Here is a 17,285-nt window from a genome sequence, read left to right on the forward strand (position 1 = left end):
TTCGTATTGCGTCACTATTGATTATAATATAGTAGTGTTTGTTTGTCAATAGCTGCCTTGGAGGAAGCGTCGGCGCGCCGCCCGCTCTGCGGAGGGGGCGCGGGGGGCCGGCGGGGCTTGCGCGCGGTGGTGTTTTGTGGTATACTGGGCGCGAACGTATCGTGAACATACAAGGAGGAGAAACAATGCCTGAACTGAAAGGCGCATGCATCATCGGCCAGTCGGGAGGTCCCACTTCGGTCATCAACGCCAGCGCGCTCGGCGCCATCCGGACGGCGCTGGATACAGAGACCATCACAAAGGTCTACGGCGCCGCGCACGGGATCCGCGGGGTGCTGGACGATGTGCTCTACGACATGGACTACGAGGATTCACAGGAGCTTGAGTATCTGCGCCACACCCCGTCCAGCGCGCTCGGTTCCTGCCGCTACAAGATGAAGGACCCCGACGCGGACGACACCGACTACCGCCGCATCCTTGACATCTTCCGGAAGTACGACGTGCGGTACTTCTTTTACAACGGCGGCAACGACAGCATGGACACCTGCAACAAGATCAGCAAATTCATGCTGAAGGCCGGCTACGAGTGCCGTGTCATGGGCATCCCCAAGACCATCGACAACGACCTGTTCGGCACGGACCACTGTCCCGGCTACGGCAGCGCCGCCAAGTATATCGCCACTTCCTGCGCGGAGGTCTATCAGGACGCGCGCGTCTACGATACCCCCATGATCACCGTCGTGGAGATCATGGGCCGCCACGCCGGCTGGCTCGCCGGGGCCAGCGCGCTGGCCTCCCTCGTGGGCGCGGGCCCGGACCTCATCTATCTGCCCGAGGTGGCCTTCGACATGGACGCGTTCCTGCGCGACATGACGGCCATCTACAAAAAGTCCGGCAAGGTCGTGATCGCGGTGAGCGAGGGCATCCACGACAAGGACGGCAGATTCATCGCCGAATACGGTTCCGACATCGCGCAGACCAAAGACTCCTTCGGCCACGCCCAGCTCGGCGGTCTGGCCGCGACGCTGGCCGCCCGCGTGAAGCGGGAGACAGGCGCCAAAGTGCGGGGCATCGAGCTCTCGCTCCTCCAGCGCTGCGCCGCGCACGAGGCCTCGGCCACCGACATCGAGGAGTCCTACGCCGCCGGCGCCGCCGCGGTGAGCAACGCCGTCGCGGGGATCACCGATAAGATGGTCGGGTTTGAGCGCGTCATGGAAAACGGCCGATATTCCTGCCGCATCAAGCTGCTCGATCTGTCAATCGTGGCGAACACAGAGAAGAAAGTGCCGCGCGAGTGGATCAACAAAGCCGGCAACGGTGTGCTGCCGCCTTTCATCGAATATGCGCTGCCCCTGATTCAGGGCGAGACCGCGCTCTCCCGCGAGAGCGGCCTGCCCCGTTTCGCGCGGCTCAAAAAGGTGCGCGCGCACAAGCTGTGAGCGCAAAGCCGTTCAAAGTGGCCCTTCCGGGGATGCGAATTGTCAAGACGGGCCTGTGTGTGGCGATCTGCCTCATTTTGGGCCTTGTCGCCGGGTATCCGACACCCATCTATGCCTGCATCGCCGCCATCCTCGCAACGCGGCCGACGCTGGAGATTTCGTTTCGGTCCGGCCTTGACCGCCTGATGGGCACCGTGGTGGGCGGCCTGCTGGCGATTGGCGTGCTGTTCTTCGACCTCTCTAGCATTCACCCTTACTTACAGGCCGTCCTCATCGGGCTCGGCTGCGCCGCCACACTGTATTTTTGCGTGCTCATCCGCAGCGTGGACGCGGCGGCGCTGTCCTGTGTCGTCTTCCTCATCATTGTCTCGCAGCACCCGCAGGACAAATATCTCTTCGCCGTCACCCGTGTGCTGGAAACCCTGGGGGGGATTCTCGTCTCCATTGGGGTCAATAAATTTGTAAACATTCCCTGGAAACGCCCTCCCGCCAAAGACCCCTCCGAGGACGGCGAATAAACGCAGGCACGATACGGCTCCCCGCCGGGCAAACAGTGCGTTTCGATGCACTGTCTGCCCGATGGGGAGCCTATTTGTGACGTTTAGTTCTCCTTCGGCGGCAGGACGGGCGCGTATGTCGCGCTGTCCCAGAGGAACGCTTTGGCATAGGCGGCGGTTCCTTTGTCGAGGCTGACGCTGAGCTCACTCGGTTCGTAAGCCTGCGCCGAGGCGCTCACCGTGTTTGCGGCGAGCAGCCGGTCGTCGGCGCCGTAAAGTGCGAGGATGATCGTCACGTCGGCCGGCTCGTCCTGACCGGGGTTGTAACGCGTCGAAGCGGTGACGACACCGGATTCATCAGTGAGGAACAACTCGCTCGACGGCGCGGCGGACTCACTGTAAATCGTTTTCGACCACGCCATCGCCGCGCCGGCGTCAAACGGACTTGTGCCAATAAACGAATAATTGTACGCAAACGTCTTGCCGCTGACATAGATCCGCGCCTGCTCCGGGGTGCCCTCGTGATGTACGCCGCGCGACGCGAGATTTATCTGGAGGAACGTGTCGTCCGAAGCCGCGATTTTATAGAGATGTTCCTGGCCGCTTCGCGAGCTGGTGAGCGACTCCTGCGAATAGTGCAAGGCGTTGAACTCTACAAGCCCGTCGGTACACTCGCTTCCGGCGAGGAACACGTCGCCCCCCGCGTGATCGCCCGCTTTGACGATGAGACCGTACCCGCTCTCGTCGGTCAGCGCCAGCCAGCGCGTCTCCACCTTGTTGCCGCTCTCCTGCGGTTTGAGATGGTTTAAGTAGTTGTCGGTCACGGTTGTGTTCCAGACGCCGACGGGGGTTCCGAGTTTGCGATCGGCGTAGGACTCGCCGGAACCGCCCCCGCGCCCATACCAGGTTATGTTCTCCAGGCCGCCTTTTACCACCATGGTGGAGCCGATTTCCGGCGCCTCGTCGTTTGCCGCCGCGCCGAACGAATACGTCTCGCTCACCTTGACTTCGCCGTCCGCGTAGACTGTGTACGTCGTTTCATAGGCGCCGTTTTTGGACGGGAACGCGCCCTTGGCCGCGATCACCGCGACGCTCTCCGTCGATGCGACCGTCACCGACGTGACGGTGCGGCCCGCCGCGACATCGCGCCATGTGTCCATCGTACCGCCCCAGTTCATGTCGTCGTCGGTCGGCGCGCGCCAGAAGTTCGGCTCGGGCCCTTGGACAAGCAGCGGCCGCCCGTCGTAGCGGTAGGAACCGACGACGCCGCTTGTCTTGTCGACGCTCAGCGCGAATCGGCCGCCCGATACGGTCACCTCGCCGGCCGATTCGCTGACAGTGAGACGGCCCGACGGCACCGGAACAAGCGTTTTGCCCGGCGCGCCCGCGAAGTTGACGGGGATCTGGCTCAGGGACACGACATGCCCTGCGTCCGCCCACGGTGTCGCTTCTTTTGTCTTGAAGTAGATGTTCAAAAGATAGTCCGCGCCTGGCTTCAGCGTTTCCGGCCGGACATACGGTACGGGTGCCTCGAGCTTTGTCATGGTCTCCTGAGAGACGCCGGACGGCGCCGGCGCGAGGTTTAGGGAGAGCCCGCGGCCGCTTTGGAGGACCGTGCTGTCTTCCAAAAATTCCCAGTACATCTCAAATTCGTTGGCGTTCGTGAACAGATATTTGTTGCTGAACACGAGCACGTCGTCATACGTCGTCGACGTCGCCGACGGAATGAACAGGAAGACGGCGCCTTCCGCGTCGGTGGGTTTCGAGGCGCCTATCTCCTCGGCGCTGAGCGCCTTGTTCAGAAGGCGCGCGGACGCGATATAGCCGTCGTACGGCCTGCCGTAACCGACGGAATAACCGAGCACCACGCCTGTGCCCGACGCCCCGATCGAACCGCTGTCGGTCCTGCTGCCGATCTCCGCGCCGTCCAGGTACAGCCGCATCGTGCCGTTTGTGTATGTGGCGGTGATGCGGTGCCAATTGTTCACGTATCCGGCCGGCTGCGGGATCGTCAGGCTGCGCCAGCCGGCGTTCGTGCTGATGGTGAAGTCGATTTGACCGGCGTGCTCGCGGATCATGAACTGTTGGTCGTTGCCCTTTTCAAAGATGTTTTTTGTGCCGCTGTCGCTCGTGGGGAACACGTATACGTCCATGGTGAAATCGGTCCGAAGGTCGTAATCCGGAAGATTCGGATACAACCGCGTGCCTTTGAGCGCGCCGCCCGTGTGGCCTTGCGGGTCCTGGACGATGCCGCCGCCGCCCGTCGGAACGCTGTCCGGGTGGATGATGTCCGCGTCGAACACCACGGTTTCGTTTTTGGTCTCGGCCGTCAGCATGCGGTATTGATACTTCATCTCGTCGACCTGCGGCTTGACCGTGCGGTCGGTCAGAATCATGCCGTTGCCGCTGAAATTGTTGTCGTTGGGGTTGTCGCCCCAGTCGCCGCCGTAGGCAAGATAGTTCTCGGCGTCGTACGGCGAAACCCATTCGGGCTGCTCGATGGTGATGATGTCGCCGCCCGTCGGCGCGAAGAGAAACACGACGCCGTCGCCGTCGTCGGAGGGCGAGGAGGCCGCTATCTGCTCCTTTGTCAGCACCGTGTTCAGGACGCGCGCCTTGGCGATATAGCCGTCGTAATTTCGGCTGTTGCTCCAGTTGCGGCCCAGCAGCATCCCGACACCCGAGGCGCCTGTGGCCCCGCTGACCGCCCGGCTGCCGATCTCCTCGCCGTCCAGATACAGGCGCATTGCGCCGCCGCCGTACGTCGCCGTCAGGCGGCGCCAGCTGTCGAGATAGCCGGCGGGCTGCGGCACGGTGACACTGTACCACGTGTCGGTCTTGATGGTAAAGTCGAGCTGGCCATTTACCTCGCGTACCATAAACTGGTCGTCGTTGCCCTTTTCAAAGAGATTTTTGACGCCGGATCCGCTGGCGGGGCGGACGTACAGGTCGACGGTGAAGTTGTCCGTCAGCTGATAGTCGGCGACGTGCGGGAAGACGACTGTGCCCCTCAGCGCCTTGCCGCTGTAGCCGCTGGGGTTTGTTTCGATGGTGCCGCTTGTATCCGACACGGCGTTGTCCGTATGTTTTAGATCGAGCGCGAATGGCGCGTACCGCTGCTCGCCGTAAAGCGCGAGCTGGAACACCGTGTCGCCGTTTGGCGTCGCCGGGGTGCTGGCTTGGATCTCGGCCTCGGTCAAGGCGCGCTTTAGCACGCGCGCGTTGCCGATATAGCCCGAATACCGCCGCCCGCCGCCTTCCGCGCCGACATGGAGGCTTTGCGCCTGTTCGGTGATCTCGTTGATCGTCGCGCGCTCGCCGACTTTCACGCCGTCAAGGTACAAGATCAGCTTGTGATCGGCGTATGTGCCGGTCAGTCTGTGCCAGTTGTTGGCATAATTGGCCGGTTTGACAAGGGAGACGGTCTGATAGCCGTTGTTATCGTCGCCGCCCGTGTTGCCGGCCTTGATGAACCACTGGATATAATTCGCGTATTCTTTGATCATCCACTGGGTGTCGCCGCCCTTGCCCAGGATGGAGTAATGTGTGCCGGACGCGTTGCCGGTGGAGTACACGTCAACGTCCACCGTGATGTTGTCGGTCAGCGAATACGCGCTGTTGGACGTGAATCCGACCCAGCCGGACAGCGCCTTGCCGCTGTAGCCGAAGATATCCCTGTAGACGTACCCGTCCGCGGCTGCGGTCGCGCTGCCGGGGTGGACGGCGTCCCCCGCGATCTGCTTGACTTTCGCGAGCGGCGTTCGGATGGACTGATCGACCCAGTCCCACTCAAAGCCGCCCATGGACATCGGATATTTGTCGAAGATCTCGGTATAGGCCCCCCAGCCGCCGCCTGAGTTGCCCATCGAGTGCATGTACTCGCACAGCACGGCGGGTTTGCTCGCACTGGCGACCGTGCCGTTCCAGCTGGCCGCGGTCGGGTACATCTGGCTGATCATGTCGTAGGGGGCGCCGGAATCGAATTCGCTGTGAATCGGGCGGGACGGATCGCGCGATTTGATCCACGAGGCGGTGTACGCCTGGAAATTCGCGCCGCCGCCGGACTCGTTGCCGACCGACCACACCACGACGCTCGGATAGTTCTTGTCGCGCTCGACCATGTTGGCCTCGCGGTCGCGCAGCATAGGCCCGTAGGCCGCGTCGTTGGAGATGTCGCGGTTGCCGTGGCACTCGATGTTGGCCTCATCCATGATGTAGAGGCCGTATTCGTCGGCCAGATCGTAGTAGCGCGTGTCATGCGGATAATGCGCCATGCGGATGGCGTTCACGTTGTATTGTTTCATCAGTTCTATGTCGCGTCGGATCAGACCGAGCGTCAGGGTCTTGCCTTTGTCCGGGTTGATCTCGTGGACGTTGACCCCGTAAAACAGGATGCGAGAGCCGTTGATCAGCACGCGCCCGTCCGCGCCGGTTGTGAAGATCATCTCGCGGAAACCGATGCGGATGGCCGTCACTTCGTCGCCGCACTGAAGGACAAGGTAGTACAGATTCGGGTGTTCGGCCGACCACGGCTTCGCGTTTGGCACATCGAAGCTGAAATCGATCTGCGCGCCTTCGTACGACAGGTTTCTGTAGCCCTGCCCGAGCGTGAGCGCCCGCCCTGTCGCCGTCGGCGTCGTGATTGTCTGGAATGTGCCCGTCTTCGCGCCGCTCGCGAGGAGCGCGGCGCCGTCGTAGAGCTTGACGGACACGGGCTTGCCGTCGCGCCCCGCCGTCTGGCCGCTCCGCGAGAAATCGCGCAGGAGGACGGACACGTCGAGTTTCCACGCGCCGTCGTAGACGCCGGGGCGCGCGGGCGTCGTCTTCACCTCGAAGTCGAACAGATCGACCGTCTGGCGCGCCGCCAAGTAGACGCTGCGGAAGAGGCCGGACAGATCGAGCATATCCTGGTCCTCGAACCAGCTTCCGTCCGACCAGCGTATGACCTGCACGGCGACGGTGTTGGCGCCGTCGTAGTCTATGTAGGGCGTGATGTCGAACTCATGCCGCGTCATCGCGTCCTCGGAGTAGCCGGCGGCGTGACCGTTCACCCACAGATAGAACGTGTTCGCGCCGTCGAAGTTCAGGAACACGGAGCGGTTCGCCGTTTTCCATTCGGCGGGCACCGTGAACGTCCTTCGGTAAGTTCCTACGCCGTTGTACGCCGCGGGCGTATTCGGAGCGCTTGCGCTGTTGCCGTACCCGCTCCACGGGTATGTGACGTTTGTGTAGATGATCCTGTCGTACTTGAACGTACCGTCTTCGTTCCAATTCACCTGCCAATTGCCCGGAACCGCGATGCTGTCCCAGCCGCTGTCGTCGAAGCCGGGTTTTTCGAAATCCTGCTGGACGCCGCCGCCGGGCCACGGGCGGACGCTTGGATTGGCGGCGAAGTGGAATTTCCACACGCCGTTTAGCGATTGAATGAACGGAGAATTGGATGTGACCCCTTCGTCGGAGAAGGGTGTGAGCGTGTGGTGCGCGATTGCGCTCTCCTCATCTGCGTACGGGTAATAATTCGCGCGGGGGTTCTCGCTGCCCAGCGCGAACGTGCCGAGGCCCGCCGCGCCGGTAAACTCCTGCCCTGTAAACGTCGCCCCGCCCGCCGTCTCGGCGAGACCCGTCAACGGCTCGGCCAGCAGCGGCGTCGTCACCATCGTCAGCGCCAGACACACCGCCAGCCATTTCCCAATCTTACCTCTCATATTCAATGGCCCCTTTCTCCCTCTTGTCTAGCCCCCGGCGGCCTGTTTGTTCTTAAACGCGCCGATCAGGTATAGTACGGGGAGCACCAAACCGAGCACCAAGCTTTGGACGCTGAAATTGATGACGTTGCTCACCACGGAGAGCGCCGTCACGATGATGCCCATGACGATGCAAGTTCGCGCCTTGTCCGACCGTTCGGCGTACAGCACGCCGAAGATGCCGGCCACCAACTCGACCGCACCGCCGATCAGAGCCAAAATGGCCGCCGCAACGAGAAGACCGCCCACGCCCAGGACGTTGCCGATGAGACTGCCAAACAGAGCGATGAACCCGAAGAGGATGCTGAGCGCGCCGCCGATGATCATGAGAATGCCTGTGACCCGAAGAAATTTCCTGCCATCCATGTATTCCACTCCTTCCGATTTTGCTGGGAACAGAATCAGTGTACCATGGAAAGCTCTTTTATGCAATCCTTTTGCCAGATTTGGTCACATTTCAGGCCGCTTTTGGGGGTCGCTCGGAATGCGGCGGCGGACATAAAGGTAGCTGCCGGCCGAAATCACGATGCCGGCGGCCCAACCGAGGCCGTAGGAGTAGAACATGGCGTCCGGACCGAAAAACGCCGCCAGAGAATAGGCGGAGAGCACGCGCACCAGCAGCATCGACACCAGCATCGACACCATCGGCACCACGGCCCGCCCGCTGCCGCGCAGCACGGCGTTGAGGACGTACAGCACCGCTTGCAGCACAAAGAACGGCAGCACCGTCCGCAAGAAGACGACGCCCATCCGGATCACGCTCTCCTCGTTGACAAACAGGCTCATGAGATCCCCGCCGAACGGCAGCGCCAGCACGCCAATCACCGCCCCGTAGCCGCCGGCCATCAACAGCCCGGCTCGCAGGCCGCGCCGCACGCGGTCGAGACGGCCCTGCCCAATGTTCTGGCCGGTAAAGGTGGTCACGGACGTGTCTATACTCTGGATCGGCATCGTAGCAAAGGTATTCAGATGGTTGGCGCCGGTGAATCCGGCCATGAACAGCGTGCCGTACTCGTTGATGAGCCGCTGCATGAACACGTTGCCCAGAGAGAACAGCGACTGGCTGATGCCGGTGGGCAGACCGACGCGCGCGACGTGGGCGAGCAGCTTTTTGTCCACGTCGAATTTCAGCAGCGTGAGATGCAAAAACGAATACCGCCGGTTGATGTAGACGATACCCGCCACCCACGAGAATGTCTCGCTGATGACGGTGGCCACGGCCGCGCCGACCACCCCCCAGTGGAATAAAAAGACAAAGATCAGATCGAGCACAATGTTCATCCCGCAGGCGAGGCACAAAAAGAGAAAAGGAACCGTCGAATTGCCCATGCTCTGCAAAATCCCGGCGTTCAGATAGAACCCGAAGGAGCCGAGAAATCCGGGGATGACGATCATCATATACAGACGGGCCATCGTGAAGGTGTCCCCGGCCGGCACGTGGAGCAGACGCAGCAGCGCGCCGGCCAGGGGCAGGCTCACGGCCGTCAGCACCGCGATGATCGGCAGTAGCAGCGAATAGACGGATGAGACGAGCCGGCGCACCTTGCCTAAGTCCCCCGCGCCGTAAAACTGCGACAGCAGCACGGAGGCGCCGAGACCCATGCCCGCAAACAGAGAGGTGATCAGCGTGACGATGGGCACCGTGGTCCCCACGCCGGCCAGCGCCATCCCGCCCACGGCCTTGCCCACGACAATCGCGTCCACCATGCTGTAGAGTTGCTGAAAGACGTTCCCGGCCAAGATAGGCAAAGCAAACACAAGGATATGCCGTCTGGGGCTGCCCACCGTCATGTCGGTGGTGCCGCGGGCCTGATTGGAAATCTCTTCCATATCCACTTTCCTCCGTCCCCATGGCACGCCGCTCCTTTGCGCGCGGACCGGGGACTTTTTTGAAACCCACCCGGGGTGTCGCGTCGCGTCACACGCTGTGCGCCAACGACGCCATGCCGGCGCGCAGGCCGGCCAGCAGGGCCTCTGTGTCCGTCGGCGTGTTCTCCGGCGAAAGACTTACCCGCAGTACGCCCGCGGCCACCGGGCCGGGCAGCCCCAGGGCGCGCAGGCCTTCGCTCCGGCGGCCCCGGTGGCAGGCAGACCCCGTTGACACATACACGCCGCGCTCCGACAAAAAGCGCAGCATGACCTCGCCGGGGTACCCGGGCAGGGAGACGCTCAGAATGTGAGGCGCGTCGTGTCCGGGCAGCAGCACGGCCCCCGGCAAAGCCGCGAGCCGCGCGGCCAGTGACTCTTTCAGTGCGTTCATGCGGGTCGCGTCCGTCTGCCAGGTCTGCGCGCGCGCCGCCGCCGCCGCGCCGAACGCGCACAGCGCCGGCATTGCCTCCGTGCCGGACCGAAGCCCTGCCTCCTGGCCGCCGCCCTGGACCACCGGTGCGAGGCGTACCCCCGGCCGCCGCCACAGCGCGCCCGCGCCCTTGAGTCCGCCGATCTTGTGGGCGGACAGGCTGAGCAAATCGACGCCCAGCACGTGCGGCCGGCTCTCCACTTTCAAAAAACCCTGCACCGCATCCGTGTGGATCAAAACGTCGGGCGCGCGCGCCCGGATCTGTGCGGACGCCTCGGCCACTGGGCCGACGGTGCCGAATTCCCCCGCCACGAGCCCCACCGACACCAGCACGGTGTCCGGCCGCAACGCTCCGACCAGCGCGCCGGCGGAGATCCGTCCCGACGCCGGCGGCAGAACGGTGACGTCAAACCCTTCGCCACCCAGTGCCTCCAGCGTCTTCAGCACCGCCGGGTGCTCCAGCGCCGTCGTGACGATGTGCCGACCCCGGCGGCGGCGCGCCTGCGCCGCGCCGCGCAGGGCGAGGTGCACCGACTCGGTGCCGCCGGCCGTGAAAATCACTGCCTCCGGCGCCGCCGCCAGCGCGCCGGCCACTTGCGCGCGCGCCGTCTCCAGCCGCCGCCGCGCCGCCCGCCCGGCCTCGTGCAGGGAGGCGGGGTTTGCCCAGTCTGTCTCCATGCACGCAAGGGCCGCCTGCAGCGCGGGCGGGCAAGGTCTCGTGGTTGCGGCGTTGTCCAAGTAGTGCATGCATCGTCGCCCTCCGAGGCCGGCTCCGCGCCACGATACCAAGCGGACCCGGCGTCTTAATCTTACGATTCTCAATCTGGCGCGGTCCGGCGCCGGCGTCGGGGCGCGTCAGATCTCCGCCGTCGTCTTGACCGTCGTCTTGCCGGTGCCATTCTTTATGCATATCCGGTAATCTCCCGTTCCACCCCGCCGGACCGCTGATTGCAGGAGTTATACACATTATCCCCCAAGTTGTCCCACAGTATTATGTAAACTGGGATTTTTTGGGATGCATAGAGGCGTTATTCCCCAAATCCCTGCGGGGGCAGGGGCTTGGCCAGGGGCTTCTCCGCTGCCGCGCGGGCCAGTTCCAGAGCGGTCTCGTAGACGGCGTCGAAGGGGCGGCCGCGTTCGAGCTGTCGGTCAGTCTCCGTCAGCAGCACCCGCAGTGTATCCACCCCGGCGTAGGCGGTCTCCGTCAGGCGGTACCGCTTCTGGAAGAGCCCCAGGGCCCAGCGGGTGTAGGCGTCGAACGTCTCGTCCGGCGTTCCGTAGAAGAAACCCAGCAGCGCGAGGCGCTGTTCCAGCCCCAGCACCCGGGCGGAGCGGGCGGTGGGCAGCACCGCCGCGCCGGCGGACAGGGGCGCCAAGGTCTCCTCATAGGGACGGTACTGCCGCTCCGGCACGGGGATGTCCGGCGTGATGCCCTCCCCGTCGTAGGCCATATGTTTCGGCAGCAGGGCGCGCAGCGCCGTGACAATGGCCACCGAGTCGTCGCTTAAGTTGAACACATACTGGCCGCGGCCCTTGCCGTAGGTCTGTGCGCCCACGAGGGTCGCGAGCTCCAGGTCCTGCAGCGAACCGGCGAAGAGCTCGGCGGCGCTGGCCGTGAATTCGTTCACCAGCACCACCACCCGGTTGGGCGTCCACTGGCCGGCGCCGGTGGACTCAAAGAGCTCGGGGAGCCGGTTCTTCCCCTCGACGGCGAACAGGATCTCTCCGGCCGTCGGGACCATCGCGTTCAGCATGTTGTACATCACCTGGGTGTCGCCCCCGCCGTTGTCCCGCAGGTCGATGATGACGGAACGGATCCCCTCGTAAGGGATCCGTCGGTAGGCCGTGGTGAAGGCCGCGAAATCCTCCAGTGTGCCGAAACCGGATATGGAAAAATAACCCACGCCGTCGCCGAGGTCCGAGTAGGAGACGTTGGAGGCCTGCAGCGCGGCGCGGACCACCGTGAAAACGCGTTCCGCCGTCTCGTCCGCCCGGCGCACGCCGAGCGTGACGGACGTCCCCTCCTCGCCGCGCAGCAGCTCCGCGGCGGCCTGCCACGGGAAGAGGGAGATGTCGACGCCGTCGATCCGCACAATTCGGTCGTCCCCCCGGAGCCCGGCCTCTTCGGCCGGACTGCCCGGCTGGACGACGTCGATGTAGAGGCCCGGGCCGCGGGTCGCGTCGACTTGGAGCCCCACGCCCACGAAGGGTTGTCCCGTCGGGTACTGCCGCTCGAACTCCGCGCGGGTCAGGTAGCGGGAGTAGACGTCGAGGTCTTCGTACATGACTGACACGAGCTTGTCAAACAGAGCGGGGTCCTCTTCGATCAGCGCGGCCAGCGCGTCGCCCAGCGGCCACTCCGACTCGCTGTCCAGCGCGTACAGAGCGATGATCTCGGAGAGTTGGGTCAGCGTCTCCAGCCGCCCTTCCCCGCCCGCGTCCCCCGCGCCTCCGTCCCCCGCCGCCCGCGCCGCCGCGCTCAGCGGCGCGGCGCACAGCAGCAGCACCGCCAACCAAACGGCCACCACCCGCCGCCCCGCGGCTCTGCAACGCACAATGCACAGGAAATTCTGCATTCTCAATTCTCCATTCTCCATGGGGTGAACCGCCCGCGAAGACGCGGGCGGTTCACCTCTACATGCTCTCGGGCGCGGAGATGCCAAGCAGCGTCAGGGCGTTCTTCAGAACCTGCCGGGTGGCGCCGGCCGCCGCCAGCCGGGCGCGCGCCGTCTCTGCCCCGGCGCCGCGGATATGGCAGGCATTATAAAAGCGGTGGAAACATCCGGCCAGCTCGACGGCGTACCGGTTGATGGCGGCCGGCTCGAAGGCCTGCGCGGCCTGCCGGATCTCATCCGGGTAGCCGGCCAGTTTGCGCAGCAGCTCCCGCTCCTCCGGGGCCGTGAGCCGCGCCGCGGCCGGGACGTCCGGCGCCGCCGGCGTGAGGCCCTCGCCCGCCAGCAGTTTTAGCAGACTGCAGATGCGCGCGTGGGCGTATTGGACATAGTAGACGGGGTTCTCGGCGTCTGTTCGCACGGCGAGATCCATGTCGAACTCCAGGTGGGTGTTCGATTGGCGCTGGTTAAAAAAGAAGCGCGCGGCGTCCACCGGGATCTCGTCGAGCAGGTCGGAGAGGGTGATGGCCCGGCCGGTGCGTTTGGACACGCGCACCACCTCGCCGTCGCGCGTCAGGCGCACAAGCTGCATCAGCACAAAGCGCAGCCGCGCGGGGTCGATGCCCAGCGCCGCCATGCCCGCCTGAAAGCGTAGCGTGTGCCCGTGATGGTCCGCGCCCAGCACATCGACGGCGAGATCGAAGCCGCGCTTTTCAAATTTGTCCCGGTGGTAGGCGATATCGACGGCGTAATAGGTGTAAAAACCGTTCGATTTTTGCAGCACGTCGTCTTTGTCGCCGCCGAACGCCGTGGCGCGAAACCAGAGCGCGCCGTCCTTTTGATAGGTGTGGCCCCGGGCGGTGAGCAGGTCTATTGTCTCCTGCACATACCCGCTCGCGTGCAGTTCGCTCTCTGGGAACCAGCGGTCATAACGGATGCGGTAGCGGGCGAGATCCGCTTGCATCCGTTCGATGTTCTTCGGGAGACCGAAGGCGATGAGCGCGTCGCGCCGCGCGCGCGGCGGCGCGTCCACATAGGCGTCGTCGTGCGCCTCGGCAAACGCCTCCGCGACGGCGCGGATGTCTTCGCCGTGGTAGCCGTCCTCGGGGAAGGGGCAGGCGTCCGGCCCGCGGCGCGCCTGTAAGTAGCGCGCCTCCAGCGAGGCGCCGAACAGCTCGACCTGGTGGCCGGCGTCGTTTAAATAAAACTCGCGGGAAACCGCGTAGCCCGCCGCGTCCAGTACGGCGGCGAGGGTGTCGCCCAACACGCCGCCGCGCGCGTTGCCGATTGTCATGGGTCCGGTGGGGTTCGCCGAGACAAATTCCACCACCACTCGCCGGCTCCGTCCGACGTCCTGCCGGCCGTATGCGTCGCCCTCCGCGGCGATATCGACGAGCACGGCGTCGTACCACGCGTCGGACAGCCGGATGTTGACAAAGCCCGCGCCGGCCGTTTCGACGGACGAAAAATAGGAGCCGGCCGTCTCCATCCGAGAGACCACCGCCTCCGCAATGGCGCGGGGCGGCCGGCGCAGCGTCCGGGCCGCCGCCAGGGCGAAGCCCGTCGCCCAGTCCCCGTGGGCGGCGTCCCGCGGCGCCTCCACCTCGGGCGCGGCGGCGCCGGGCGGCAGCGCGCCCGAGGCCACCGCCGTCTCATAGGCGGCCGTCACCAGCGCCGCGAGCTGCGCCCTGGCCGCCTCCGGCAAATTTGACATGTTCATCTCTCCCCTGCGTCAGGTCTGTGCGGAGACTAACGTGGGTTGACCTGCAACCCACAACCTAAATTTTTGTTTTTTGTTGCCGCTTCGCGGCAACAAGGTACTACAGTGCGGGCGCTCCGCGCGCGACACGCGATTTGGCGGCGTTCGCTGGCTCAGTGTACGCCGGGTTCCGAGACCACCACGCGGATGCGGTTCTCGCCGGTGAGGGCCTCGCCGACGTCGATCTCGTAGTCCACCTCAATCTGTCCGCCGGCGTCGTCCAGCCGGGTCTTCACACGGCGGGCGCTCACGCCGATGGTCAGCGGCCCCTCCTTGGTGTCGTAGTGAGAGAAATGCCGCCGGCCCTGTTCGAACACCATAAAAGAGCAGACAGGGCCCGTGCGCGACAAAATGACCCGCCCGTCCGCCACCCGCAACGTGGTGGTCGTACCGTCGAGCCCCGTGAGCGGGCTCTCCTGATAGGTGATCAGGTAGTCGCCGTCCTCACGCGTTAGACGCCCGAGCGTGATAAGCTCGATCCCGTCTTCCTCTTCAAATTCCGGGAAGCCCTGGCTCCCCCGGATAGAAATGATCACATGTTTGTCCATGCCACCCATTGTACCACACCCGGCGCGCCCTGTCCACCAGCAGAAATCGCCTGCCGGCAAGCGGCACATCTCGCACCGTCTGCTCCCTGCATATACACGGCTCTTTTGAAAGAATGGCCTTCTTCTCTCTTTCCCCGGTTCCTGAACCGCTCAAAGGCCCCGGCGTCCTGAGGAAGGACGCCGGGGCCACACATTTTCGCCGGGTTCCGGCTTGACAGAGTGCAAAATCCCCATTATAATGAGTATGATAAAAAGAGTAAATTAGAGTAAGTTTCACCACTGGTTAGTTGTAACTAGCTGCGCCCGTCGACGGAACCGCTTTTGGTATAACGTATAACGGAACGAGAAGAAAGGGGCACTCGATAATGGATAAAAATGGAAAATCAGTGCAGGGCAAAAAAGGCCTGGCGCGGCTGCTGGAGCTCGGCGCGCGCAAAAGGGGGCTGATCATATGTTCCTGCGCGCTGGCGGTTCTCAGCGTCGCGGCGTCGTTCGCGCCGTTCATCGCCATCTACTATATCATACGCGAGCTCGTCGCCCACTTCGCCGACTTGGAGGCGCTGGACACGGCGCGCATGGTGAGCCTCGGCTGGCTCGCGGCGGACAGCGCCGTGGGCGCGATCGCGCTGAACTTCCTCGCGCTGATGTGCAGCCACCTCGCGGCCTTCAAGACGCAGTATGAACTGAAGCTGGAGTACGCGGCGCATATCGCGTCCCTGCCGCTGGGCTTCCACAGTGCCAACTCCACGGGCAAGCTGCGCAAGATCGTGGACGAGAACATCGAGAAGCTGGAGGGCTTTGTGGCGCACCAGCTGCCGGACATGGCCGGCTCGTTCGCCATGCCGGTCATCACGATAGCCGTGCTGTTCGTGTTCGACTGGCGGTTCGGGCTGGCGAGCCTGGTCCCCATCCTCGTCGCGTACTTCATCCAGATGGCGGCCATGGGAGGCGGGAAATCAAAGAAGTTTATGAAGCAATATCAAGATTCATTGGATGAAATGAGCAACGCCGCCGTGGAGTATGTGCGCGGCATCTCGGTGGTCAAGGCGTTCAACCAGACGATCTTCTCCTTCCGCAAATTCCACCGGATCATCACCGACTACGGGCGTTTCGCCAAAGAATACACGATCTCGTTTGAGAAGTACATGGCGGCGTTCATGACCATCATCTGTCATGTGTATGTGTTCTTGATCCCCGTGATCATCCTGATCGCGGGCGGGGCGCGGGATTACGCGGAGTTCGCGCTGGCGGCCATATTCTACATCATATTTTCCTTCTCGCTGGCGACGCCGTTTACGAAGCTGATGTACGTGTCGTCGCTCAGCATCCAGATTTCCGACGGCATAGAGCGCATGGACGGGATGCTGGCCGTGCGGCCGCTGCCCGAGGCGAAGCATCCGAAAACGGCGGCGGAGTATACGGTTTCCTTCGAAAATGTGGTTTTCTCCTACGGGGGCGGGGGTGAAAACGGCGGCGGAGACGAAAGCGAGAGCCAGGCGGCCGCGCTGGGCGGCGTGAGCTTCACCGCCAGGCAGGGCGAGGCCACGGCGCTTGTCGGCCCGTCCGGGAGCGGCAAGTCCACCATCGCCCATCTCATCCCGCGCTTTTACGACGTGAGCGGAGGCGCTATCAAGATAGGCGGCGTGGACATCCGCGACATGGCGAGCGAAACCCTCATGTCCATCGTGGGCTTTGTGTTTCAGGACGTGTTCCTGTTCAAGCAGAGCGTCGCGGACAACATCATGATAGGCGACAAAAACGCCTCGCGCGGGCAAGCCATAGCCGCCGCCAAGGCCGCGCAGTGCCACGAGTTCGTCGAGAGGCTGCCGCAGGGCTACGACACGGTGATCGGGTCGAGCGGCGTGCACCTTTCGGGGGGCGAGCGCCAGCGGATCGTCATCGCGCGGGCGATTTTGAAGAACGCTCCGATTCTGGTGCTGGACGAGGCGACCGCGTTCGCCGACCCGGAGAACGAGCAGAAGATCCAGCTTGCGCTCTCGGAACTGATGAGGGGCAAGACCGTCATCATCATCGCGCACCGGCTTTCCACCGTGCGGGGCGCCGACAAAATACTGGTGGTTGACAGGGGAAAGATCGTCGAGGAGGGCTCGCACGAAACGCTCGCCCGCGCGGGCGGGCGCTACAGCCGCATGTGGGAGCAGTACACCGGCGCGATGGGCTGGACGCTTGGCGGGATCTCCGCCGAGCCCGCCCGCCAGGACAAAAAAATGGAGGTGGCCGCGAATGTTCGGAATTAAGAAACTGCTACGGCTGTCGGACGAGGGCTACAAGGGCTTGAAACGCGGAGTGCTCGCCGCGGTGCTGTCCAACCTCTGCATGTTCCTGCCTTTTGGCATTGCCATTATGGTCATCTCCCTGCTGCTGCG

Annotated in this window: 10 protein-coding genes; 3 read left to right on the forward strand and 7 right to left on the reverse strand. The window is 63.8% G+C overall.

Translation table 11 applies throughout. The features are described 5' to 3' along the window. Positions 1-185 precede the first annotated feature (185 nt). Complete coding sequence (locus LBK75_07770) at positions 186-1,439, forward strand: 6-phosphofructokinase (protein MDR1158188.1); 1,254 nt, start codon at positions 186-188, stop codon at positions 1,437-1,439. Positions 1,440-1,471: 32 nt separating this feature from the next. Further along, a complete protein-coding gene (locus tag LBK75_07775; protein MDR1158189.1) occupies positions 1,472-1,957 on the forward strand; it encodes an aromatic acid exporter family protein in 486 nt (161 codons plus the stop codon). A gap of 83 nt (positions 1,958-2,040) precedes the next feature. On the opposite strand, the gene LBK75_07780 is transcribed toward LBK75_07775, so the two are convergent. The 7 genes from LBK75_07780 to LBK75_07810 form a co-directional block, all read right to left on the reverse strand. Continuing rightward, positions 2,041-7,641, reverse strand: a complete 5,601-nt coding sequence (locus LBK75_07780) for a DUF4981 domain-containing protein (protein MDR1158190.1) — start codon at positions 7,639-7,641, stop codon at positions 2,041-2,043. Between the two features lie 27 nt (positions 7,642-7,668). Continuing rightward, positions 7,669-8,046 carry a hypothetical protein gene (locus LBK75_07785; protein MDR1158191.1) on the reverse strand — a complete coding sequence of 126 codons (378 nt, stop codon included), beginning with the start codon at positions 8,044-8,046 and terminating at the stop codon, positions 7,669-7,671. Between the two features lie 84 nt (positions 8,047-8,130). Next, on the reverse strand, positions 8,131-9,510 hold the full coding sequence (locus LBK75_07790; GenBank protein ID MDR1158192.1) for an MATE family efflux transporter: 1,380 nt from the start codon (positions 9,508-9,510) through the stop codon (positions 8,131-8,133). Between the two features lie 88 nt (positions 9,511-9,598). After that, a complete protein-coding gene (locus LBK75_07795; GenBank protein ID MDR1158193.1) occupies positions 9,599-10,726 on the reverse strand; it encodes a cysteine desulfurase in 1,128 nt (375 codons plus the stop codon). 281 nt (positions 10,727-11,007) lie between these two features. Then, positions 11,008-12,555, reverse strand: a complete 1,548-nt coding sequence (locus tag LBK75_07800) for a PDZ domain-containing protein (protein ID MDR1158194.1) — start codon at positions 12,553-12,555, stop codon at positions 11,008-11,010. 58 nt (positions 12,556-12,613) lie between these two features. Beyond that, positions 12,614-14,305 carry an arginine--tRNA ligase gene (argS, locus tag LBK75_07805; GenBank protein ID MDR1158195.1) on the reverse strand — a complete coding sequence of 564 codons (1,692 nt, stop codon included), beginning with the start codon at positions 14,303-14,305 and terminating at the stop codon, positions 12,614-12,616. Positions 14,306-14,463: 158 nt separating this feature from the next. Then, positions 14,464-14,886 carry a DUF1934 domain-containing protein gene (locus LBK75_07810; GenBank protein ID MDR1158196.1) on the reverse strand — a complete coding sequence of 141 codons (423 nt, stop codon included), beginning with the start codon at positions 14,884-14,886 and terminating at the stop codon, positions 14,464-14,466. Between the two features lie 377 nt (positions 14,887-15,263). On the opposite strand from LBK75_07810, the gene LBK75_07815 reads away from it, so the two are divergent. Continuing rightward, the gene (locus LBK75_07815; protein MDR1158197.1) at positions 15,264-17,156 is read left to right on the forward strand and encodes an ABC transporter ATP-binding protein/permease; all 1,893 of its coding nucleotides are present in this window, start codon (positions 15,264-15,266) and stop codon (positions 17,154-17,156) included. Positions 17,157-17,285: the final 129 nt, after the last annotated feature.

The sequence above is a fragment of the Oscillospiraceae bacterium genome (assembly GCA_031265355.1).
GTDB lineage: Bacteria > Bacillota > Clostridia > Oscillospirales > UBA929 > JAIRTA01.